General features: G+C 65.5%; 15 protein-coding genes. 4 read left to right on the forward strand and 11 right to left on the reverse strand.

All coding sequences use genetic code 11. The features are described 5' to 3' along the window. Positions 1–62: 62 nt before the first annotated feature. Complete coding sequence (locus BLU08_RS09025) at positions 63–2,480, forward strand: TonB-dependent receptor (protein WP_090198491.1); 2,418 nt, start codon at positions 63–65, stop codon at positions 2,478–2,480. Further along, positions 2,480–3,781 carry a ComEC/Rec2 family competence protein gene (locus tag BLU08_RS15180; RefSeq protein WP_157674497.1) on the forward strand — a complete coding sequence of 434 codons (1,302 nt, stop codon included), beginning with the start codon at positions 2,480–2,482 and terminating at the stop codon, positions 3,779–3,781. Before BLU08_RS09025 ends, BLU08_RS15180 begins: the two co-directional genes overlap by 1 nt. Before the next feature lie 193 nt (positions 3,782–3,974). On the opposite strand, the gene BLU08_RS09030 is transcribed toward BLU08_RS15180, so the two are convergent. From BLU08_RS09030 to BLU08_RS09040, 3 genes are all read right to left on the reverse strand, one after another. Further along, on the reverse strand, positions 3,975–5,345 hold the full coding sequence (locus BLU08_RS09030) for an IS1380 family transposase (protein ID WP_090193798.1): 1,371 nt from the start codon (positions 5,343–5,345) through the stop codon (positions 3,975–3,977). Between the two features lie 252 nt (positions 5,346–5,597). Next, the gene (ruvC, locus tag BLU08_RS09035; protein ID WP_090198495.1) at positions 5,598–6,059 is read right to left on the reverse strand and encodes a crossover junction endodeoxyribonuclease RuvC; all 462 of its coding nucleotides are present in this window, start codon (positions 6,057–6,059) and stop codon (positions 5,598–5,600) included. 105 nt (positions 6,060–6,164) lie between these two features. After that, entirely contained in the window at positions 6,165–6,911 is a 747-nt protein-coding gene (locus BLU08_RS09040) for a YebC/PmpR family DNA-binding transcriptional regulator (protein WP_090198498.1), read from the reverse strand. A gap of 48 nt (positions 6,912–6,959) precedes the next feature. On the opposite strand from BLU08_RS09040, the gene BLU08_RS09045 reads away from it, so the two are divergent. Beyond that, positions 6,960–7,706, forward strand: coding sequence for a type II CAAX prenyl endopeptidase Rce1 family protein (locus tag BLU08_RS09045; RefSeq protein ID WP_090198500.1), 747 nt, complete (start codon positions 6,960–6,962; stop codon positions 7,704–7,706). Between the two features lie 10 nt (positions 7,707–7,716). Here the strand turns inward: BLU08_RS09045 and BLU08_RS09050 are convergent, their stop codons facing one another. The 4 genes from BLU08_RS09050 to BLU08_RS09065 form a co-directional block, all read right to left on the reverse strand. Continuing rightward, the gene (locus tag BLU08_RS09050; RefSeq protein ID WP_090198503.1) at positions 7,717–8,064 is read right to left on the reverse strand and encodes a heavy metal-binding domain-containing protein; all 348 of its coding nucleotides are present in this window, start codon (positions 8,062–8,064) and stop codon (positions 7,717–7,719) included. Positions 8,065–8,133: 69 nt separating this feature from the next. Continuing rightward, on the reverse strand, positions 8,134–9,012 hold the full coding sequence (locus tag BLU08_RS09055; protein WP_090198506.1) for an SDR family oxidoreductase: 879 nt from the start codon (positions 9,010–9,012) through the stop codon (positions 8,134–8,136). 122 nt (positions 9,013–9,134) lie between these two features. Beyond that, positions 9,135–9,386, reverse strand: a complete 252-nt coding sequence (locus BLU08_RS09060; RefSeq protein ID WP_090198510.1) for a DUF2312 domain-containing protein — start codon at positions 9,384–9,386, stop codon at positions 9,135–9,137. Positions 9,387–9,501: 115 nt separating this feature from the next. After that, positions 9,502–9,819: a DUF1244 domain-containing protein gene (locus BLU08_RS09065; protein WP_090198513.1), complete on the reverse strand. Its 318-nt coding sequence runs from the start codon at positions 9,817–9,819 to the stop codon at positions 9,502–9,504. Between the two features lie 48 nt (positions 9,820–9,867). Here BLU08_RS09065 and pyk point away from each other — a divergent pair, with 48 nt between their 5' ends. Beyond that, the gene (gene pyk / locus BLU08_RS09070; RefSeq protein WP_090198516.1) at positions 9,868–11,337 is read left to right on the forward strand and encodes a pyruvate kinase; all 1,470 of its coding nucleotides are present in this window, start codon (positions 9,868–9,870) and stop codon (positions 11,335–11,337) included. A gap of 116 nt (positions 11,338–11,453) precedes the next feature. Here the strand turns inward: pyk and BLU08_RS09075 are convergent, their stop codons facing one another. The 4 genes from BLU08_RS09075 to rpoB form a co-directional block, all read right to left on the reverse strand. Beyond that, the gene (locus BLU08_RS09075) at positions 11,454–12,815 is read right to left on the reverse strand and encodes a glutamate--tRNA ligase (RefSeq protein WP_090198519.1); all 1,362 of its coding nucleotides are present in this window, start codon (positions 12,813–12,815) and stop codon (positions 11,454–11,456) included. 67 nt (positions 12,816–12,882) lie between these two features. Further along, on the reverse strand, positions 12,883–13,323 hold the full coding sequence (locus BLU08_RS09080) for a DNA-directed RNA polymerase subunit beta' (protein ID WP_090198522.1): 441 nt from the start codon (positions 13,321–13,323) through the stop codon (positions 12,883–12,885). A gap of 172 nt (positions 13,324–13,495) precedes the next feature. Further along, positions 13,496–17,797: a DNA-directed RNA polymerase subunit beta' gene (gene rpoC / locus BLU08_RS09085; RefSeq protein WP_090198525.1), complete on the reverse strand. Its 4,302-nt coding sequence runs from the start codon at positions 17,795–17,797 to the stop codon at positions 13,496–13,498. 65 nt (positions 17,798–17,862) lie between these two features. Beyond that, positions 17,863–22,068 (reverse strand): DNA-directed RNA polymerase subunit beta, encoded by a 4,206-nt coding sequence (gene rpoB / locus BLU08_RS09090; RefSeq protein WP_090198528.1) that lies wholly within the window; start codon positions 22,066–22,068, stop codon positions 17,863–17,865. Between the last annotated feature and the right edge of the window lie 682 nt (positions 22,069–22,750).

Here is a 22,750-nt window from a genome sequence, read left to right on the forward strand (position 1 = left end):
GGAAAGGCCGCAGTGGTCCGTCAGGTGGGGGAGACCTTCATTCTCGACCACCAGGGGGAACCATGACCAGCCTTATCCGCACGCTCTTCGCCAGTGCCGCTCTTATTGTTTGTTGCGCACCAGAAATCGCCGCGGCCCAATCGACCCAGTTTAATGTGCCGCGCGAACCAGTTGCCGATGCGGTGCGCCGGATCGGGCGCCAAGGCGGTGTGCAGATCATTGTATCGGGCGATGTTGCACGCGGGCGGACAGGCAATGCGGTGTCGGGCGCAATGGGGGTCGAACAGGCACTGGCGAAACTGCTGGCTGGCACCGGGCTTGAAGCCCGCAAGACCGGGGATCGCACCTTTGTGGTTGTTAAAGGCCCAAGCCAGACTGCCGCGCTGCCGGGCACCGACGAGGCGGCACTTGCCGAAGAAACCTACGGCACGCCGATCATCGTCACAGCGCAGCGCCGACAGCAAGATGTGCAGGATGTTCCGATCGCGGTCAGTGCCGTCCGCGGAGAAGACATCGATCGCCGCGGAACAAGCGATCTCTTCGAGCTCGCCCGCTCGGTCCCCGGCCTCACAGTCTCGCAGTTCAGCGAGGCTGAACCGATCATCGCAGTGCGCGGTGCCACCAACACCTTTTCTCAGGCGGGCGCCAGCAAGCCGGTGGGCGTGTTCATCGATGACGTGTTCATCTCGCGCAACAGCGCTTCGACTTTTCAGCTGTTTGACCTTGAATCGATCGAAGTTCTGCGCGGACCGCAAGGAACCCTGTTCGGGCGCAACGTCACCGGCGGCGCGATCGTGGTCAACACCGCCAAGCCGCGCCTGTCGAACACACTGGTGAAGGGCGAGGCAAGCTACGGCAACTTCAACGCCGTCACCTTGCGCGGGCTGGTCAGCGGGCCGCTTGCCGACAATATCGGGGCGAAACTCTCGGCCAATTATGTGACCCGTGACGGCTATTCGGTTGATCGCCTGATTGACCGCGATGTGGACGACTTTGAAGCATTCTCGGTGCGCGGGGCGGTGCTGTTTGAGCCGAGCGACACGCTTTCGGTTCTGCTCGCGGCCGATTTCGATAAGGAAAACTCGAATGGCCGCGCGATTTCGGCCATCACACCGGTCGCGGCCGATGACGGCGATATCCGCACCACCGAAACCGGGTTTCCGCAGGCTTATGACCGCGAAGGCTTTGGCCTTTCGGCCACGGTCAATCTCGAAACCGGCGCCGGCAACCTGACCTCGATCACTGCCTATCGGACCAGCGAGGCGAACGAGGAACTGTCGTTCAGCCCCGTGAGTTTCACACTGCTGCCGCGCATCAACGCCGCTTTCCCGTTTCAGCGGACGACCGACAACCGCGATAACCCGCGCACCTTCTCGCAGGAAGTGCGGCTGGTCAGCGATGCGGGGTCGCGGATCGGCTATGTCGCGGGGCTTTACTATTTTCGCGAGAATATCGAGCGCGATGCCCGCACCTTGCAATTCACCGGTCAGACCGGCGCGCTGAACCGCGATCGCACCTTCTTTCAAGACGTGACCACTGAAAGCTACGCCGCCTATCTGAACCTGAGCTATCAGGTCACCGACTGGCTCACCGCCCATGCGGGCGGGCGCTACACGTTCGAAGAAAAGCGGGTGAATGTCGATTATGTCGATGCTCTCAACCCGGCCGGCAATTTCAGCAATGCGGCATTCGAGGATGACTATGAGCAGTTCACGCCCCGGTTCGCCCTCGAACTGACTCCGAGCGATGACGTGCTCATCTATGCGTCCTATACACAAGGGTTCACGGCAGGCGGGTTCAATACCGAGGAACCTTCGATCGCCGTCGTGGCAGACCCTTTCAGACCAGAGACAGTCGACTCGTTTGAGCTCGGCCTTAAATCATCGCTGTTCAACGACCGTCTCACGTTCAACATCGCTGCCTTCACCCAGAAATTCAGAGACAAGCAGGAGGGGTTTCTCACCCCCAGCTTCAACTTCGTGATCCGCAATGCTGCCGAAGCGACCGTGCAGGGGGTGGAAGTCGAAACCCGCTTCGCCATCACCCGCAGTGTCAGCCTTTCGGCATCCTATGCATATCTCGATGCGACCTATGACGAGTTCTTGCTGCAGCTGAACAACGAAGACCGTTCCGGCAACCGCTTGTCGACCGCTCCGGAACATGACTTTTCGATCAGCCTCGACGGCGATTTCCCGATCACCGACGACATCTACCTGATCGCCAATGCGGAATATTCCTGGCAGGACGATTACTTCACCGGTTCGGAGAACCGCCCGACCTTTCTGATCGAGTCCTACGATCTGGCCAATGTTTCGCTGGGACTGGAAGCTGCAGACGGGAAGTGGCGCATCGTGGCTTTCGCGGACAATATCTTCGATAAGGAATTCGTGTTGATCCGCTCCGATTTCGGCGCGGGCGGGGTCGGCGAAGCCTATGGCCCGCCCGCCACCTATGGCGTCCGTCTCGGGTTCGCATTCTGATGACCGGGCCATCCCGGCGAGAGCTTCTTGCCGGGATGGTCGGCGCGGCGGTGATCGCGGCATCGGCCAGATCGGCGGCCATTGCATCGCCAGCCAAACTCGAGGTCGGCCGCGCGCTTCCCGCCTGGACTCCTGGCACGCTGGACATCCATCACCTTGCCTACGGGCGGGGCGATGCGACCCTTGTTATCTGTCCTGACGGGCAATCGCTGCTGATCGATGCGGGTGCTGTGCTGGGCAATGATCCGGCGCTTGTTCGTCCTGCCAGCGGGGCAGATCAAGATGCAGGGGCGTGGATCGCCAGATATGTTCGGCGTCACATCGCGGCGACCGGTCTTGACGGGCTCAATCATGCCATTGTGACCCACCTGCACCAGGATCATATCGGGCAAGTGCCGTCCGGCGCGGTGTTGCGCCAGACTGCAACGCACCAGCAAACGGGCATCAGCGCGGTTGCAGCGCATCTCGATATTGACCGGCTGCTTGACCCCGATTGGCCGAACTATGGCTACCCCGCATTCGAAGGGAGGGAGTCGGTCGAGAACTACATCGCCTTCGCCCGCGACCGTGCACACGCGGGCCGCGCGGTGAAGAGGCTGGAAGCCGGGCGCGCGGTTGCGTCCGGCTCTGCCGACAGCGCCGCATGGTCGTTGCGCACCGTCGCCAGCCGCGGGCAAGTGTGGACTGGCGAAGGCTCCACCACGCGTGATGTTTTCCCTGCGCGCAATAAACTTCTGCGGGGGGATTGGCCTGGCGAGAATGCCATGTCGGCGGCATTCCTGCTGTCTTACGGGCCGTTCAGATATTTCACCGGAGGTGATCTGACCGATTGGGCCGATGCGGGCACGCGGCCATGGATGAATGCCTTGACTCCGGCGGCGACTGCCGCAGGGCCCGTGCATGTATCGACCGTTCCGCACCACGGTATGTTCGATGCAGCGTCGTCTGGGACCATCGCAGCGCTTGCTGCGCGTGATTGGGTGATCTCGGCCTGGCATGCTTCGCACCCAAGCCTCTCGACCTTGGAGCGGCTGTTCAATCCACGGATCTATCCAGGGCCGCGAGACATATATTCGACCGCACTCCATCCTGCCGCCACACTGTCCATGCAGCGCCTCACGGATCGATTGGCCAGCAAGGTGGGCCATATCGTGTGCCGGGTGGAACCCAAGGGCGGCCAATATCGTATCATCGTGACAGACCGCGACGATCCGGCGGATCGCATTGTGTCCGTCTCAGATCCGAGATCGACGATGGCTTCGGCAGATCGAGCAGGGCCGCGGCCAATCGGAAGCAAGTGAGAACCGCTCTTAGCCTCTCTTATTCACGGCGATGCGGTTGGGCGCCTCTCGGCGCGAGCTTGACGCCACTGCTGCGTGCGGCGGCGTAGAGCGGGCGTGCGGCACCGCTGGCGTCTGTTTCACCGCGCTGTGATCGATGGGCTTTTCTGGTTGAAGGACTTGGCTCGGGGTTTCTGCGGCACTGCCGCGCCCGCTACGTCGGCGCAGGCTTGAGCGCGAGAACGATGGCACGCATCAGATCGGCATCGGGGCACGCAGAGGCGAACGCTACGCGGATTCGGGTGGCGCTTTCCATGACGCGGGCAGCAACCTTGAGCAGCCGCAGGCGCAGGGTCGTAAACTCGGCTTTTGCCAGAGCGGTGGTCTTTGGGATCGCCTGCTGAACGCGCCACAGCAGCCAGTAGGCAGCGGTGTGCAGGATCAGGCGCATCTGGTTGGCGTTCGCCGACCGGCACGAGGTGCGGTCACTGGCCAGCTGGGTCTTGTGCAGCTTGATCAAGTTCTCGGCCTGCCCGCGCGCACAGTAGAGCGTGTCATAGATGTATTCAGCCGAGCCTTGGGTTAGCGATGTGACGACATAGCGGATATCCATGCCCAGCGTGCTGGCCTCGATCCTGGCGACGACGCGGCGCTGGCGGTTCCAGCTCTTCGCGCCGTAGCGGGTCTCGGCATAGCTGTGCAGGACCGGGAGTTGGCACTCGGCGCGGCGGACCGCGCAGGCATCGGCGGCAGTGACGATAACCGGATCAGCGCGCAGCGCGGCGTTGGTCGGCAGACCGAACACGTAATCGACATGGGCCGCCTCGCAGAACGCCATGACCTCGGGCCGTCCATAATGCCCGTCACCGCGGATGGTGATGTGGGTATCAGGCCAGTGGCGGCGAAGATGGCGCACCAGACGCCGGATATGGCCCGCCGCCTCCTTGCCAGAAGGCGTCTTGCCCGTGCGCAGCAGCATCGCCACCGGCCGGCCCGTTGCCGTGTCGTAGACATGGATCGGCAGGAAGCAGCGCTCCCCATGATGTCCGTTCCAGAAGGAGAGTTGCTGATAGCCGTGCACGACGTCGCAGGTGTCATCGATATCCAGCGTCACCGCCGCCGGCGGAGTGGGGTAGCTGGCGCAGTAGATGTCGATCATGATCCCCAGCATCTTTGCCAGCTCGCGCGTGCTCGGCGCATTCTCCCAGCGGCTCATCGTCGGTTGGCTGGCCAACCCCGCACCCGATCCCGGCAGCTTGCCCAGCGCAAGGCGGAAGCCCGGATCATCGCGCAGAGCGTCGAGATCATCGGCATCCTCATAGCCGCAGGCGATCGCGAACATCCGCGCGCGCAGGATATCTTCAAGCCGATGAACCACCCGAGCAGGATCGCGCGGATCGGCAATACACGCCGCAAGCCGCTGGCAGAGCCCCATCATGCGCTCGGCCTGAGCCAGCACCAGGACCCCGCCATCCGAGGTCAGCCTGCCGCCGTCAAACGCAGCTGTGACCTTCTTGCCGCGCACTGCTGGAAACGAAAATACGGACGCGCTATCATCGCATCCGGCGGGTGTGGTCTGTGGCATATTTTGCCCCGTTGCAGGTCTGGCTTAAGCAACCACATTCCTACAACAATGCAAATGCTTACGCCACTCCCGCCAACCCGTCAGACCACCGCCGGTGAATAATCCGGGTTAGGGTGCGGCAAGGAAGGGGGCGGAGTGTGTCCAAAAGCTTTCTGCCGACGCCTACGAGCCGCCATTCCGCCTCCCACCCCCTCCGGTCATTTCCCTTACAGGCGGGCTCTCATGAAAGCGGTCACCACCTTCGTCTCCTGATCACGAATGCGCATCCGCGATCGCCACGGCCAGCGCGTCCGCCGCGTCGGCCCCCGCGATCGCCGCTCCGGGGAGCAGGACGCGCAGCATGGCCTGTACCTGGGCCTTGTCCGCCCCGCCGGTTCCGACCACCGATTGCTTGACCCGCCGCGCCGCGTGTTCGCGCACGGCCAGCCCCGCCGCCCCGCACGCCGCGAGCACCGCGCCGCGCGCCTGGGCGAGCTTGAGCGTGGATTGCGGGTTCTTGTTGAGGAACACCTCCTCGCACGCCGCGCGCTGCGGCGCGTATTGCGCGATCACCGCGGCGATCTCCCGCTGCAGCAAGGCAAGCCGCTCCGCCATCGGCGCCGAACTCGGCGTCGGCACCTCGCCGTTCGCGACATGCGACAGCCGCGCGCCCTCGCTGCGGATCACGCCCCAGCCGGTGCAGGACAGCGAGGGATCGAGGCCGAGGATGACCACGCCCGCCCTGCCCTCAGCCGAGCCCGAACCGCAGGCCGACCCGCCACAGCAAGGCGGTGAGGAAGGCGGCGCCGAGCGCGAGCGCGAAAAGCCATTCGAGGCGGCTCACGCCCCGAGCTTCTCCATCACCTCGTCCGGGATTTCGTAATTGCCCCACACGGTCTGCACGTCGTCGTCATCGTCGAGCGCGTCGATCAGCTTCATCAGCGTGCCGGCAGTGCCCTCGTCGAGTTGCACGGTGATGTTGGGCTTCCACGCGAGCTTGACGTTCTCCGCCTCGCCCAGAGTCCTTTCGAGATCGCCAGCGACCTGGTGGAGATCGTCCGCCGCGGTCCAGATCGTGTGCCCGTCCTCCGAGCTCTCGATGTCGAGCGCGCCCGCTTCCATCGCGGCTTCGAGCACCTTTTCCTCGTCGCCGGCGCTCGCCGGATATTCGATCAGGCCGAGCCGTTCGAACCCGTGCTGGACCGAACCCGCCGTGCCGAGATTGCCGCCGTTCTTGGCAAAGCAGGTCCGCACGTTGGTCGCGGTGCGGTTGCGGTTGTCGGTCAGCGCCTCGACGATGATCGCGCTGCCGCCGGGGCCGTAGCCTTCGTAGCGCACTTCCTCGTAGCTCTCGTCGTCACCACCGCTCGCCTTGTCGATCGCCCGCTGGATGTTGTCCTTGGGCATGGACTGGGCCTTGGCGTTGTTGACCGCGAGGCGCAGGCGCGGATTCATGTCGGGATCGGGCGCGCCCATCTTCGCCGCCACGGTGATCTCGCGCGAAAGTTTCGAGAAGAGATTGGAACGCTTTTTGTCCTGGGCACCTTTGCGATGCATGATGTTCTTGAATTTGGAATGGCCTGCCATGGGGACTCTTCGTAAGCCGGTGTTGAAATCAGCCTGCCCATTAGCCGCATGACGGGCGAAATCACAAGTGCGCGCAGCGAGGGCGCGCTCGCGCCGACGATGCGCGGGCAATGGGCCGACCTGCTGGCCTTCCTGAGGCACCCCTACCTGCCCGAACGCCTGCTGCCGCCGGGCCAGTCGGCGCGGCTGGTGGCGCGGCTGTTCGCGCTCGACCTCGTGGCCATCGCCGGGTTCGCCGTACTCGCCCTGACTGCGGTGGGGCTGGAACTGCCGGAAAACTACAATGCCACCCTCGGCCTCGGCGCTCAGACCATCGTCCTGCTCGTGATCGTCGCCCCGGTGCTGGAGGAAATCGTCTTTCGCGGCTGGCTGTCGGGCCGGCCGGGCACGATCCTTGCCCTGTTCTGGGCCGGCGCAGGGCTCGCCGGGCTGGCGCTGTTCGGGGCGGGTGCGGGGCCTGCCGGGCCGATCGCGGCGCTGATCGGGCTGGTCCTTGCGGCGGCGATGCTGGTGGCGCTGCGCGGCCGCCCGCCCCTGCCGGCGTTCGAGCGGCATTTCGCATGGTTCTTCTGGGCAAGCGCGATCCTGTTCGCGGCGGTCCATCTTGCCAATTACGAAGAAGGCGCGCTCGCCATCCTGCTGCCGCTCTTGGTCCCCCAATTCGTGCTCGGGACGCTGGCGGGCCATGTCAGGGTGCGCTGCGGCCTCGTGTGGTCGATGCTGCTCCACGCGGCCCACAACGGCTTTGCCGTGGGCATCGCCCTCGTCGCGCTGTCGCTCGAACCGGCCGGCTGATCCGGCGCGCTCAGACCTTCACCGCGGTCCCGCTCGCGCTCACCATCAGCATCGAGCCGGTGTCACCGATCACCTCGTAATCGAGGTCGATGCCGACCACCGCGTTGGCCCCGCGGCTCGCCGCCTCGGCCTGCAATTCGGCGATCGCCTCGTCGCGGGCCTGCGAAAGGATGCGCTCGTAGCTGCCCGAGCGCCCGCCGACGATGTCGCGGATATTGGCGAATAGGTCGCGGAACAGGTTCGCCCCGACGATCACCTCGCCCACGACGATGCCGCAATATTCCTGGATCGGGCGGCTCTCGATCGTCGGGGTGGTGGTGACGATGACGCCGCGCGCGTCCTTCCATTCGCCTGGCATGAATTCGCTCTCCTGGATGTCCGGCCCGCGTGTGTTGTTGGCATAACACGCCGCCGGTCGCAAGATCGCTCAGCCGTTCACCACGCTGCCGCCATTGGGGTGGAGCACCTGCCCGCTCATGTAGGACGAATCCTCGCAGGCGAGGAACAGGAAGGCCGGGGCGACCTCGTTGGGTTCGCCCGCCCGGCCCATCGGCACGTCCTCGCCCCAGTCGTCCATCTCCTCTTCCGGCATCCCGCCGCACGGATTGAGCGGGGTCCAGATCGGCCCCGGCGCGACGGCGTTCACGCGGATGCCGTGCCCGATCAGGTTCTCGCTGAGCGAGCGGGTGAAGGCGGTGATCGCGCCCTTGGTCGCCGAATAGTCGAGCAGGATCGGCGAGCCCTTGTACATGGTCACGCTGGTGCAGTTGACGATGGTCGCGCCCGCCTTCAGGTGCGGACGGGCGGCCTTGGCGAGATAGAACATCGAGAAGATGTTCGACTGGAAGGTGCGCTGGAGCTGCTCGGGGGTGATGTCGGTGACATCGTAGTCGGGGTGCTGTTCGCCCGCGATCTGGATCACGCTGTCGATCCGGCCGAAGCGTTCGATCACCGCGTCGACCAGCCGCTGCGCCTCGCCCTCCGCGCCGAGATCGCCCGCGAGCGTGAGCACTTCGGCGCCCTCGGCCTCGCACAGTTCCTTCGTCCTGGCGGCGTCGTCGTGCTCCTCGAGATAGGCGATCGCGATGTTCGCCCCTTCGCGCGCGAACAGCACGGCGGTCGCCCGCCCGATGCCGCTGTCGCCGCCGGTCACGATCGCGACCTTGCCCTGCATCCGGCCCGAACCTGGATAGCGCGGCTGCCATTCGGGCTTCCTCTCGAGCGCGCTTTCATGGCCGGGAAGGTCCGGCTCCTCGTCGATCGGTTCGATGAAGGTCGCGTTCGCGGTGTGTTTCTGCTCCGTCATGATGGGCGGTCCTCTCGTCCTTGAACAAGCGACCAACCCTGCTGCGCGCGCGCCCGTTCCGCCCCTGCCGACCGGGCGGGCAGGCCGAGCGACGGGACGCGCGAGCGGAGCCCGGCGGGCGTTCAGCGCATCCCGAGCGCGGCCATGTAGGTTTCGAGGATCGTTTCCTGTTCGGAGCGGTCGTCGGGCTTCATCTTCCGCAGGCGGATGATCTGGCGCATGATCTTGGTGTCGTACCCGACCGCCTTCGCCTCGGCATAGACGTCGCGGATGTCGTCGGCGATGCCCTTCTTCTCTTCCTCGAGGCGCTCGATCCGCTCGATCAGGAGGCGCAGGCGGTCATCAGTGGGTTGGGCGTCGCTGGCTTCGGCCATTGGTCAGGTCACTCCGGATGGGTGGGAATCGGTTCGGCGCCCCGGATAGGCAAAGGCCGCGTGCCGCAAAAGGCCGCTTTCCACAGGGGCGGGAAAGCGGCGGGGATAATTCGCCTCAGCCCCGGTCGGCCGCGTTGCGCGCGATCGAACGCTCCATCGCGGCGAGCTGTTCGGGCGTCGCCTCCTTCTGCCGGGTCGCCTTCCACTCCTCCATCGGCATCCCGTGGACCAGCGCGCGCGCCGCCGCCTTGTCGCCTTCGTATCCGGCATCGCGGATCCAGTCGGCCAGGCAATTGCGGCAGAATCCCGCGAGCCCCATCAGCTCGATGTTCTGCGCGTCGTGGCGGTGGCGCAGGTGGCGCACCAGCCGCCGGAAAGCGGCCGCGGCCACCGCGTCGTCGAGCTCATCTAGCGGGTCGGCGGAATCGGTCATCCCGGCTTTTCCTTGAGTTGCAAACTTGCTGTGCCATAGGCCTTTGCCATGGCGAAAAGCGATCAGGCAAGGATCGACCCGCGCGGTCGCAAGGTCAAGATTCTGGCGACGATCGGCCCGGCAAGCCGTTCTCCCGACATGCTGCGCCGCCTGTTCCGCGCCGGGGCGGACGCCTTCCGCCTCAACATGAGCCACGGCAGCCATGACGATCACGCCGCGGCGGTCCGCACGATCCGCGCGCTGGAAAAGGAATTCGCCCGTCCCATCGCCATCCTCGCCGACCTGCAGGGGCCGAAACTGCGCGTCGGCGCGTTCGAGGGCGGCGAGGCGGTGATCCGCCACGGCAGCCACTTCACGCTCGACCGCGACGAGACGCCGGGGGATGCGAGCCGCGTGTGCCTGCCCCACCCCGAGCTTTTCGGCCTGCTCGAACGCGGCCAGCGCCTGCTCATCAACGACGGCAAGATCCGCCTCGTCGTGCGCGAGGCGGACGACACGCGGATCCGCTGCTCGGCCGAGGTCGGCGGGGTGATCTCGGACCGCAAGGGCGTCAACGTGCCCGATGCCGAGGTCCCGATCCCTGCGTTGACCGAGAAGGACCGCAGGGATCTCGCCTTCGCGATGGATCACGGCGCGGACTGGATCGCGCTCTCCTTCGTCCAGCGGCCCGAGGACATCGCCGAGGCGCGCAAGCTGATGGGCAGCGAGGGCGCGCTTTGCGCCAAGATCGAGAAACCGCAGGCGGTGCGGCGCCTTGCCGAGATCATCGAGCTTTCGGACGGCATCATGGTCGCGCGCGGCGATCTCGGCGTGGAACTCGAACCCTTCGAGGTTCCGCCGCTGCAGAAGCGCATCGTCAACGAAAGCCGCCTTGCCGGAAAGCCGGTGATTGTCGCGACGCAGATGCTCGAGTCGATGATCGAAAGCCCGATCCCGACCCGCGCCGAGGTCTCCGACGTCGCCAACGCGGTCTATGACGGGGCGGACGCGGTGATGCTCTCGGCCGAAAGCGCTGCTGGCGACTGGCCGGAGGAATCGGTCGCGATGATGCACCGGATCGCCGGGCAGGTCGAACGCGACGAGGGTTACAAGGAGCGCGTGCGCTTCCTCGAGACGCTGCCCGATGCGACGACCTCCGATGCCCTCGCCCATTCCTGCATGACCATCGCCGACACCGTCCCGATCAGCGCGATCACCGTGTTCACCTCCTCCGGCGCCACCGCGCGGCGCGTCGCGCGCGAGCGGCCCGCGACGCCGATGCTGGTGCTCACCCCGTCGATGCGGACCGCGCGGCGGCTCGGCCTGCTATGGGGCGCGCACGCCGTGGCGACGCGCGACATCGGCAGTTTCGAGGAGATGATCGGCAAGGGCAAGCGCATGGCCCTGCGTCATGGTTTCGGTAAGGCGGGATCGAAGCTGATCGCGCTGGCCGGGGTTCCGTTCGGCACGCCGGGGGCGACCAACCTGCTGCATATCGTCACCCTGTCGGGGAACGAGCTGGAACGGCGCGAGCGGTAGCCTGTTTCGTCCGCCGCGGGTGACGCGGGTCCCGGCACCACCCGATCCCGTTCCAATTTCCCGGTTTGCCGCGATTTTCCGGATCGCGCAGCAATTTCACGGCGCTGGAAATCGCTCTATGCCTCCGCCGCCTGTGCCAGCCGCGCCCGCGCCTCGTCCTCCCCGATCAGCGGGAGCAGTTCGCCCATGTCGGGGCCGTGATCCATGCCGGTGAGTGCCTGCCTCAGCGGAAGGAACAGCGCCCTGCCCTTGCGGCCGGTTTGCTCCTTGAGCGCGGCGGTGAGCGCGCCCCACGGATCCTCGCCCCATGCGAGGGCTTCGGCTGCCTCGGCGAGGTAGGCGCGGTCCTCCTCGGCGAAATCCGGTTGTTCGATCGGGCCGGTGACGAGGCGCCACCATTCGTCGGCCTCGGCCACGGTCTTGACGTTCGGACGAACGGCGTGCCACCCGGCCTCGTCCATCCCCTCGGGCAGGCGATCCTTCACCGCCGCGAACGGCATCTGGTGGACGATGGCGGTGTTGATCCGCTCGAGCTCGGTCTCGTCGAACCTGGCCGGGGCGCGCCCGAAGGTCGACAGGTCGAAGCCCTCGACCAGCGCCGCGCGGTCCGCAATCGGTTCGACGGGGTGCGAGGTGCCGAGCCGCGCGAGCAGGGCGACGATCGCCTCCGGCTCGATCCCGCGCTCGCGCAGGGCGTCGCAGCCGAGCGAGCCGAGACGCTTCGACAGCTTGCCCTCCCTGCCGACCAGCAGGGCCTCGTGGGCGAAATCGGGGACCTCTTCCGCTCCATCATGCTGCGCAGCGAAGCCTGCAGCATGAAGCGCGGTAAACATCTGAATCTGAACGGCTGTATTGCTGACATGGTCCTCGCCGCGGAGCACCTGCGTCACCCCCATGTCGACATCGTCGACCGTGCTCGGCAGCATGTAGAGCCATGACCCGTCGGCGCGGCGGATGACCGGGTCGGAAAGCTGCGCCGGGTCGAAGCGCTGGGGGCCGCGGATGCCGTCTTCCCAGACGATCGGCTCTTCGTGGTCGAGCTTGAACCGCCAATGCGGCGCGATGCCCTCGGCCTCCTTCGCGGTGCGCGCGGCGTCGGTCAGTTCGAGCGCGGCGCGGTCGTAGATCGGGGGCAGGCCGCGGCCGAGCCGGATCTTGCGCTTGAGTTCGAGCTCCTGCGCGGTTTCATAGGCGGGGTAGATGCGCCCGGCGTCGCGGAGCGCGGCAAAGGCCGCCTCGTAACGGTCGAGCCGTTCGGACTGGCGTTCTTCGCGATCCCACCCGAGCCCGAGCCAGGCGAGGTCCTCGCGGATCGCCGCGACGAATTCCTCCCGGCTGCGCTCCGCATCGGTATCGTCGATCCTGAGGATGAATTGGCCGTCGCCCTTGCGCGCCAGCATCCAGTTGTTGAGCGCGGTGCGGATATTGCCGACATGAAGGCGGCCGGTCGGCGAGGGCGCGAAGCGGGTGGTGGTCATGGCCCCCGCGGTAAAACGACCCGCTGCGCGCGGCAAGCGCTTGCGCGCGGCGCGCGACCAGCGTCGGTCAGGCCGAACGGATCTCGGCCGAGAACAGCGCCAGACCGGCGTCCCACAGACGCTCGATCCGTTCGGGACGGACGAGGCCGACGAGACTGTGCATGAAGCTGTCCCGGTCGCCCTCGCCCACGGCGTCGAGCATGGCGCCGATGGTCGCCTCGTCATGGGTCAGGTGGCAGCAGCAGAAGCGCGAGACGTGGACGTTCTCCGGCCAGCTCGCCGCGATCGCCTGCGACAGGGCGAGCGCCTTGGCCGCAATTTCGACCCCGCCGAGGCGTACCGTCAGTTCGGGCACGGGATCGCGCCGCACCCGCTCATGCGCGGCGATGAGGCGGAGCGCATAGACGAAGCGCGCCGCCAGCGGACCGAGCGCATCGAGGCGCACCGGCTGCGCGAGCTGCGCGATGAGCGATTGGGTGCGGGCGGTGGGGGTGCGGTGCTGCGTCATGGAAACCTCTCTTGCGTCTGCGTCGACTCGGTGCTCGCATTATTGAGAGTGATTTGCAATATCGAAATTGACTTTCCGCAAACCCGCAAGAAAAACCCCGCCGGAGGCGCGCTGCCTCCGGCGGGGTGTTTTCGTTCGCACCGCACGGGTCGTCCGTCGTGCGAGGGGGCGCCTACTCTTCGGAAGGAGCCTCGGCGGTGTCGCCGGCCGGGGCGCCGCCGCCCATCGCGGCCTTCATCGCTTCCTCGGAGGGAACCGCATCGGCCTCGGGCTCCTGCTCGGCGGCACCCGCCGCGGCGAGCGCTTCCTGCTGCTTCTTCCACGCCGCCTTGAGCGCGGCATCGCGGCTGGAGGCGGTGACGCGCATCCGGTTCATCGCCGCGCCGGTCCCGGCGGGGATGAGACGGCCCACGATCACGTTCTCCTTGAGGCCGATCAGCGTGTCCTTCTTGCCCTCGACGGATGCCTGGGTAAGCACGCGGGTCGTCTCCTGGAAGGACGCCGCGGAGATGAAGCTGCGGGTCTGGAGCGACGCCTTGGTGATGCCGAGCAGGACCGGCTTGCCCTCGGCGGGCTGCTTGCCCTTGGGCAGCTTGCCGTTGATCTCGAGCATCTCGGCATGATCGACCTGTTCGCCCGGCAGCAGGGTGGTGTCGCCGCCATCGGTGATCTCGACCTTCTGCAGCATCTGGCGAACGATCACCTCGATGTGCTTGTCGTTGATCTTCACGCCCTGGAGCCGGTAGACCTCCTGGATCTCGTTGACGAGATATTCGGCCAGCGCCTCGACACCGAGGACTTCGAGAACGTCATGCGGGTTCGGCGCACCGGAAATCAGGGTGTCCCCCTTCTTCACGAAGTCGCCTTCCTGGACGTCGATCACCTTGGTCTTGGGGATCAGGTATTCCACCGGATCGCCCTCTTCCGGGATGATCGCGATCTTGCGCTTGGCCTTGTATTCGCGAACGAACTCGATCTTGCCCGAAATCTTGGCGATTACCGACATGTCCTTGGGCAGGCGCGCCTCGAACAGCTCCGCCACCCGCGGAAGACCGCCGGTGATGTCGCGGGTCTTGGCCGCCTCGCGGCTCGCACGGGCGAGGATGTCGCCCGCCTCGACCGTCTGGCCGTCCTCGACCGAAAGCGTCGTGCCCGGGGCCAGCATGTAACGCTGCGCCTCGGTCTCGCCGTCGTCGGTCTGGCCTTCCCCGAGCAGGGTGAGACGCGGGCGAAGGTCTTCCTTCTTCTTGCGGCCCGTCGCCCGGTTCTCGGTCACCACGCGCTGGGCGATGCCGGTCGCATCGTCGGTCTGCTCTTCAAGCGTGGTGCCCTCGATCAGGTCCTTGTAGTGCACGACACCCGAATATTCGGTGATGATCGGCAGGGTGAACGGGTCCCATTCGGCCAGACGATCGCCGATCTTGACCTTGTCGCCATGCTTGAAATGCAGCACGGTCCCGTAGGGCACCTTGTGCATTTCGCGCTCGCGCCCTTCGGCGTCGATCACGGCGATTTCGCCATTGCGGGCGAGGCTCAGGATCCGGCCTTTCTTGTCGGTGATCGTGGGCATGTCGCGGTATTCGATGCGACCGTCCGAGATCGCCTCGAGATGCGAGGTCTCGTTCAGCTGCGCCGCACCCCCGATGTGGAAGGTCCGCATGGTGAGCTGCGTGCCCGGTTCGCCGATCGACTGCGCCGCGATCACGCCGACCGCCTCGCCGATGTTGACCGGCGTGCCGCGGGCAAGATCGCGCCCGTAACAGGTCGCGCACACGCCCTGCTCCGCCTCGCATACGAGCGGCGAGCGGATCTTGGCCGACTGCACTTCGGCGGCCTCGATGTCCTTGACCATCGGCTCGTCGATGAGCGTGCCGGCCTTGACGATCACCTCGCCGGTGGCGGCATTGAGGATGTCCTCGGCGACCGTGCGACCGAGGATGCGTTCGCCGAGCGAGGCGATGACCGAACCGCCCTGCACGATCGCGCGCATTTCGAGCGCGTTCTCGGTCTTGCAGTCGGTCTCGACGATCGTGCAGTCCTGCGACACGTCGACGAGGCGGCGGGTCAGGTAGCCCGAGTTCGCCGTCTTGAGCGCCGTGTCGGCAAGGCCCTTGCGCGCGCCGTGGGTCGAGTTGAAGTATTCAAGGACGTTGAGGCCTTCCTTGAAGTTCGAGATGATCGGGTTCTCGATGATCTCGCCCGAAGGCTTGGCCATCAGGCCGCGCATCCCGGCAAGCTGCTTCATCTGGGCGGGCGAGCCGCGCGCGCCGGAATGGCTCATCATGTAGATCGAGTTGATCGGCGCTTCCTTGCCGTCCTCGTCGATCGGGGTCGCCTTGATCCGCTCCATCATGGCCTCGGCCACCTGGTCGCCGCAACGCGACCAGGCGTCGATCACCTTGTTGTACTTTTCCTGCTGGGTTATGAGGCCGTCCTGGTACTGCTGTTCATAGCCCGCGACGAGTTCCTTGGTCTCCTCGACCAGCCGCTCCTTCGCCTCGGGGATGATCATGTCGTCCTTGCCGAAGCTGATCCCCGCCTTGAATGCGTAACGGAAGCCGAGGCTCATGATCGCGTCGGCGAACAGCACCGTGTCCTTCTGACCGGTGTGGCGATAGACCTGGTCGATGACGTCGCCGATCTCGCGCTTGGTGAGCAGGCGGTTGACGATGTCGAAGGGCACCTTGTGGCTCTTGGGCAGGCATTCGCCGATCAGCATCCGGCCGGGTGTCGTGACGAAACGCTTCATCACCACGTTGCCGTCCTCGGCGGCCTGCGGCACGCGGGCGAGGATGCGGGTGTGCAGCGTCACCGACTTGACCTCGAGCGCCTGGTGCACCTCGGCCATGTCGGAGAAGCGCGGCAGCTTCTCGATCCTGGTCCCGTCCTCTTCTTCGATGAATTCGGGGTGCTTTTCCTGTCGTTCCATCGACAGGTAATAGAGCCCCAGCACCATGTCCTGCGAGGGCACGATGATCGGCTTGCCGTTGGCGGGCGAGAGGATGTTGTTCGTGCTCATCATCAGCACGCGCGCCTCGAGCTGGGCTTCGAGGCTCAGCGGCACATGGACCGCCATCTGGTCGCCGTCGAAGTCCGCATTGAAGGCCGAGCAGACGAGCGGGTGCAGCTGGATCGCCTTGCCCTCGATCAGCACGGGCTCGAACGCCTGGATGCCGAGACGGTGCAGCGTCGGTGCGCGGTTGAGCAGCACCGGATGTTCGCGGATCACCTCGTCGAGGATGTCCCAGACTTCCTTGCGCTCCTTCTCGACCCACTTCTTCGCCTGCTTGAGGGTCATCGACAGACCCTTGGCGTCGAGGCGGGCGTAGATGAACGGCTTGAACAGTTCGAGCGCCATCTTCTTGGGCAGGCCGCACTGGTGCAGCTTGAGTTCGGGACCGGTCACGATCACCGAACGGCCCGAATAGTCGACGCGCTTGCCGAGCAGGTTCTGGCGGAAACGGCCCTGCTTGCCCTTGAGCATGTCGGAGAGCGATTTCAGCGGACGCTTGTTCGCGCCGGTGATGACGCGGCCACGGCGACCGTTGTCGAACAGGGCGTCGACCGCTTCCTGCAGCATTCGCTTTTCGTTGCGCACGATGATGTCGGGCGCGCGCAGTTCGATCAGGCGCTTCAGGCGGTTGTTGCGGTTGATGACGCGGCGGTAGAGATCGTTGAGGTCCGAGGTCGCGAACCGGCCGCCGTCGAGCGGAACGAGCGGGCGCAGTTCCGGCGGGATCACCGGGATCACCTCGAGGATCATCCATTCCGGCCGGTTGCCGGATTCGATGAAGCTTTCGACGACCTTCAGGCGCTTGATGATCTTCTTGGGCTTCAGCGCCGACTTGGTCGTGGCGAGCTCTTCGAGAAGGTCCTCGCGCTCCTGTTCGAGGTCGAGGTCCATCAGCATGACCTTGACCGCCTCGGCACCAATATCGGCGCTGAAGGCGTCCTCGCCATATTCGTCCTGCGCTTCGAGCAGTTCGTCCTCGGTCAGAAGCTGGTACTTCTCGAGCGGGGTCAGGCCCGGCTCGATCACGACATAGCTTTCGAAATAGAGGATGCGCTCGAGCTGCTTGAGCTGCATGTCGAGCAGCAGGCCGATGCGGCTCGGCAGGGACTTCAGGAACCAGATATGCGCGACGGGCGCTGCCAGTTCGATGTGGCCCATGCGCTCGCGCCGGACCTTGGTCACGGTGACTTCGACGCCGCACTTCTCGCAGACGACGCCCTTGTACTTCATGCGCTTGTACTTGCCGCACAGGCATTCGTAGTCCTTCACCGGACCGAAGATGCGCGCGCAGAACAGCCCGTCTCGCTCGGGCTTGAACGTGCGGTAGTTGATCGTTTCGGGCTTCTTGATCTCGCCGAAGGACCACGAACGGATGCGCTCGGGGGACGCGATGCCGATCTGGATCTGGTCGAAGGTTTCCGGCTTCGCGAGCTGGTTGGTGAATTTGGTCAGTTCGTTCATTTTTCAATTCCCTTGAGGGATGAATCGTCGAGGGCGGGAAAGGAGGGGCCGGAACGCCCGCCCCCCTATTCCGCTGCCTCCAGCATATCGCCGTCGTCGCCTTCCTCGTCGTCCGAGAGCGACTTGAGTTCGACATTGAGGCCGAGGCTTCGCATTTCCTTGACGAGCACGTTGAAGCTTTCCGGAATGCCGGCCTCGAAGGTGTCGTCGCCCTTGACGATCGCCTCGTAGACCTTGGTGCGGCCGACCACGTCGTCGGACTTCACCGTCAGCATTTCCTGCAAGGTGTAGGCCGCGCCGTAGGCCTGGAGCGCCCAGACCTCCATTTCGCCGAAGCGCTGGCCGCCGAACTGCGCCTTGCCGCCCAGCGGCTGCTGGGTGACGAGCGAGTAGGGGCCGATCGAACGCGCGTGGATCTTGTCGTCGACGAGGTGGTGGAGCTTCAGCATGTAGATGATGCCCACGGTCACCTTGCGGTCGAACGCCTCGCCGGTGCGCCCGTCATAGAGCGTCGACTGGCCCGAGCTGTCGATCCCGGCCTTGACCAGCATTTCCGACACGTCGGGTTCGCGCGCGCCGTCGAACACCGGAGTCCCCATCGGAACGCCCGCGGTCACGTTGCTGGCGAGTTCGACGATCTGCTCGACCGAGCGGCTCTCGATGTCCTCGACATAGCTGTCGCCATAGACGTCCTTCAGCCGGTCGATGACCGCCTGCGGAGGCTTGGCATTGGCGTAGTCCTCCTCGGCGTTGGGGTTCTCCGCACGCCACTTCTCGAGCTCTTCCTTGATCTCCAGCCCCAGCCCGCGCGCGGCGAAGCCGAGATGCGTTTCGAAGATCTGCCCCACATTCATGCGCGAAGGCACGCCCAGCGGATTGAGCACGAGGTCGACCGGCGTCCCGTCCTCGAGGAACGGCATGTCCTCGACCGGCAGGATGCGACTGATGACGCCCTTGTTCCCGTGACGGCCGGCCATCTTGTCGCCCGGCTGGAGCTTGCGCTTCACCGCGACGAAGACCTTGACCATCTTGAGCACGCCCGGCGCGAGTTCGTCGCCCCGTTCGAGCTTTTCCTTGCGGTCGTGGAACTTCGCATCGATCAGCGCGACGGCTTCGTCGTATTGCGACTTCACCGCCTCGAGCTGGGCCTGGCGCGCGTCGTCGGCGACCGCGAACTTGAACCATTCGTGGCGGTCGATGTCCTGCAGCACCTGCTCGGAGATCTCGATCCCCTTCTTGACGCCCTTGGGCGCGGCCGAAGCGGTCTGGCCGAGCAGCATGTCGCGCAGGCGGTTGTAGGTCGCGCGGTTCAGGATGTTGCGTTCGTCCGCCGCGTCCTTGCGCAGGCGTTCGATCTCCTCGTTCTGGATCGCGCGGGTACGGTCGTCGATCTCGATCCCGTGGCGGTTGAACACCCGGACCTCGACCACCGTCCCGGCAACGCCCGGGGGCAGGCGCAGCGAGGTGTCGCGCACGTCCGACGCCTTTTCGCCGAAGATCGCGCGCAGCAGCTTTTCCTCCGGCGTCATCGGGCTTTCGCCCTTGGGCGTGATCTTGCCGACGAGGATGTCCCCGGGGTGCACTTCGGCGCCGATATAGACGATCCCCGCCTCGTCGAGGTTGCGCAGGGCTTCCTCGCCGACATTGGGGATGTCGCGGGTGATGTCCTCCGGACCGAGCTTGGTGTCGCGGGCCATGACCTCGAATTCCTCGATGTGGATCGAGGTGAACACGTCGTCCTTCACGATGCGTTCGGAGATCAGGATCGAGTCCTCGTAGTTGTAGCCGTTCCACGGCATGAACGCGACGAGGCTGTTCTTGCCCAGCGCCAGTTCGCCGAGATCGGTCGAGGGACCGTCGGCGATGATGTCGCCGGCCTCGATCACCTCGCCCACCTTCACCAGCGGGCGCTGGTTGATGCAGGTGTTCTGGTTCGAACGCTGGAACTTCTGCAGCGTGTAGATGTCGACGCCCGACTGGCCGGGTTCGACATCGCCGATCGCGCGGATCACGATGCGGGTGGCGTCGACCTGGTCGACGATCCCGCCGCGCTTCGCCGCGATCGCCGCGCCGCTGTCACGCGCCACGGTCTCTTCCATGCCGGTGCCGACCCACGGCGCCTCGGCCTTGACCAGCGGCACCGCCTGGCGCTGCATGTTCGAGCCCATCAGCGCGCGGTTGGCGTCGTCGTTTTCCAGGAAGGGGATGAGCGAGGCCGCGACCGAGACGAGCTGCTTCGGCGAGACGTCCATCAGCGTGACCTGCTCGCGCGGGGCCATCAGGTTGTCGCCCGCGTGGCGCGCGGAGACGAGTTCCTCGACGAAGCTGCCGTCCTCGTTCAGTTCGGCCGAAGCCTGCGCGACGGTGTGCTTCTGTTCCTCCATCGCGGAAAGATAGATCACCTCGCTCGTCACCTTGCCGTCCTCGACCTTGCGGTAAGGGGTTTCGATGAAGCCGTACTTGTTGACCCGGCTGAAGCTCGCGAGCGAGTTGATCAGGCCGATGTTCGGGCCTTCGGGCGTCTCGATCGGGCAGATGCGACCATAGTGCGTCGGGTGGACGTCGCGGACCTCGAAGCCTGCGCGTTCGCGGGTGAGGCCGCCCGGGCCGAGCGCGGAGACGCGGCGCTTGTGGGTGACTTCGGAGAGCGGGTTGGTCTGGTCCATGAACTGCGAAAGCTGCGAGGAACCGAAGAACTCGCGCACCGCGGCCACGGCGGGCTTGGCGTTGATGAGGTCGTTCGGCATCACCGTGCTGACATCGACCGAGCTCATGCGCTCCTTCACCGCGCGTTCCATCCGCAGCAGGCCGACGCGATACTGGTTTTCCAGCAGTTCGCCGACCGACCGCACACGGCGGTTGCCGAGATTGTCGATGTCGTCGACTTCGCCCTTGCCGTCCTTGAGGCCTACCAGTTCCTTGACCACGGCGAGGATGTCTTCCTTGCGCAGGGTCGTCACCGTGTCCTCGGCATCGAGGCCGAGGCGCATGTTGAGCTTGACGCGACCAACCGCCGAGAGGTCATAACGCTCGCCGTCGAAGAACAGGCCTTCGAACAGGGCTTCGGCGGTTTCCTTGGTCGGCGGCTCGCCGGGACGCATGACCTTGTAGATGGCCTCGAGACCCTCGTCGCGGTTCTCGGCCTTGTCGGCCTTGAGCGTGTTGCGGATCCACGGGCCGGTGTTGATCTCGTCGATGTCGAGCAGTTCGAGCCGGTCGATCCCGGCATTGTCGAGCGCCTCGACATGTTCGAGCGTCACCTCGTCGCCCGCCTCGATGTAGATGCGGCCGGTCGCCTCGTCGATCATGTCGCGCGCGGCATAGCGGCTGACGACTTCTTCGGTCGGCAGGAGCAGTTCGGAAAGGCCGTCCTTGGCCGCCTTGTTCGCGGCGCGGGGGCTGATTTTCTGACCGGCGGGAAAGACTTCCTCGCCCGTCTTCGCATCGACCAGCGCGAAGGCCGGCTTCTGGTTGCGCCAGAGTTCGGGATTGAAGGGAATTCGCCAGCCTTCCCTGGCCCGCTCCCACACGACCGTGTCGTAGAAGTGGTGCAGGATGTCCTCGCTGTCGAGGCCGAGCGCATAGAGCAGCGCGGTGACCGGCAGCTTGCGCTTGCGGTCGATGCGGACGTTGACGATGTCCTTGGCATCGAACTCGAAATCGAGCCAGGAACCGCGATAGGGGATCACCCGCGCGGCGAACAGCAGCTTGCCCGAGGAATGGGTCTTGCCGCGGTCATGGTCGAACAGGACGCCCGGCGAACGGTGCATCTGCGAGACGATCACGCGTTCGGTGCCGTTGATGATGAAGGTGCCGTTCTCGGTCATGAGCGGCATGTCGCCCATGTAGACGTCCTGCTCCTTGATATCGAGCACGGAGCGGGTTTCGGTTTCCTGGTCGACCTCGAACACGATGAGGCGCAAGGTCACCTTCATCGGGGCGGCATAGGTGATCCCGCGCTGGCGGCACTCGGTGGTGTCGTACTTGGGCTCCTCGAGCTCGTAATGCACGAAGTCGAGCTCGGCCGTGCCGGCGAAGTCGCGGATCGGAAACACCGAACGCAGGGTCTTTTCGAGGCCCGACACGTAACCCACCGAAGGATCGGACCGCAGGAAGAACTCGTAGCTCTCGCGCTGGACCTCGATCAGGTTGGGCATCTCGACCACTTCGTGGATATCGCCGAAGATCTTGCGGATCCGCTTCTTCGCGGTGCCCTGCGCCTTGCGGGAGAGGTTCTTGCCCGTGGTGGGAGCCTTCGCCTTGGTTGCCATGGAGGAGATACGCCTCTTCTTTGTCGGCACGCGGCATCAGGGCCGCGCGCGGGATGATCGTTCGGGTCTGGCGGGATCGGGTGCAGGCCCACCGCGGACGCAAAGAAGCCGCACGATGGAGCAACCCGTCGGGGGCCGCTCGTGCAGCTGTCACTGGCGTCGCGATAATGGGTGGCCGCCGCTTCCATTCTTCGGACCGATCCCCGCGCATGAATCGGCCTGGCTCGAAACGGGCACGGGCGGCATATAGGCGCGCACCTGTTGTCGGTCAAGTGCGCCCAACACGGGCGCAGGCGGGCGAGGAACATTCGCGCCAGGCCCCATATCCGCGCGCCAGCGCGAACGGGTCGGCCGTCCCCGCCGAGGGATCGCTTGACAATGCCGCCCTTCCCGCTAAAGGCGCCCCAGCCCGGCCGATCTTTTCGCGCCGGGCATCCGTCCGAGACAGTTGGTGACCGGGATTGGCCGGTCTTAATTTCCAGCCTAGACGGGGAAAAGAGATTTACGGCCTCCACTCTCCTGGCGGCCCGCGTGGCGCAATGCGCTCCCTCCTTCCCTTGTCAACGGACCCTTGCCCGTGCCGCCTGTCGGCGCGGGGCCCGTGCCGTCTGCCGGCATGGGCGAACATGAGCCGGCCGTTCGGGGAACCTTCCCCGCGCGGCCATTAGTGAAGGAGCAAAAG

The sequence above is a fragment of the Erythrobacter sp. HL-111 genome (genome assembly GCF_900105095.1).
GTDB lineage: Bacteria > Pseudomonadota > Alphaproteobacteria > Sphingomonadales > Sphingomonadaceae > Erythrobacter.

Bases quoted from the DNA above. Each gene is read 5' to 3' on its own strand.
- BLU08_RS09025 (WP_090198491.1), top strand. From the start codon at position 63: ATGACCAGCCTTATCCGCACGCTCTTCGCCAGTGCCGCTCTTATTGTT.
- BLU08_RS15180 (WP_157674497.1), top strand. From the start codon at position 2,480: ATGACCGGGCCATCCCGGCGAGAGCTTCTTGCCGGGATGGTCGGCGCG.
- BLU08_RS09030 (WP_090193798.1), bottom strand. From the start codon at position 5,345: ATGCCACAGACCACACCCGCCGGATGCGATGATAGCGCGTCCGTATTT.
- BLU08_RS09040 (WP_090198498.1), bottom strand. From the start codon at position 6,911: ATGGCAGGCCATTCCAAATTCAAGAACATCATGCATCGCAAAGGTGCC.
- BLU08_RS09045 (WP_090198500.1), top strand. From the start codon at position 6,960: ATGACGGGCGAAATCACAAGTGCGCGCAGCGAGGGCGCGCTCGCGCCG.
- BLU08_RS09050 (WP_090198503.1), bottom strand. From the start codon at position 8,064: ATGCCAGGCGAATGGAAGGACGCGCGCGGCGTCATCGTCACCACCACC.
- BLU08_RS09055 (WP_090198506.1), bottom strand. From the start codon at position 9,012: ATGACGGAGCAGAAACACACCGCGAACGCGACCTTCATCGAACCGATC.
- BLU08_RS09060 (WP_090198510.1), bottom strand. From the start codon at position 9,386: ATGGCCGAAGCCAGCGACGCCCAACCCACTGATGACCGCCTGCGCCTC.
- BLU08_RS09065 (WP_090198513.1), bottom strand. From the start codon at position 9,819: ATGACCGATTCCGCCGACCCGCTAGATGAGCTCGACGACGCGGTGGCC.
- pyk (WP_090198516.1), top strand. From the start codon at position 9,868: ATGGCGAAAAGCGATCAGGCAAGGATCGACCCGCGCGGTCGCAAGGTC.
- BLU08_RS09075 (WP_090198519.1), bottom strand. From the start codon at position 12,815: ATGACCACCACCCGCTTCGCGCCCTCGCCGACCGGCCGCCTTCATGTC.
- BLU08_RS09080 (WP_090198522.1), bottom strand. From the start codon at position 13,323: ATGACGCAGCACCGCACCCCCACCGCCCGCACCCAATCGCTCATCGCG.
- rpoC (WP_090198525.1), bottom strand. From the start codon at position 17,797: ATGAACGAACTGACCAAATTCACCAACCAGCTCGCGAAGCCGGAAACC.
- rpoB (WP_090198528.1), bottom strand. From the start codon at position 22,068: ATGGCAACCAAGGCGAAGGCTCCCACCACGGGCAAGAACCTCTCCCGC.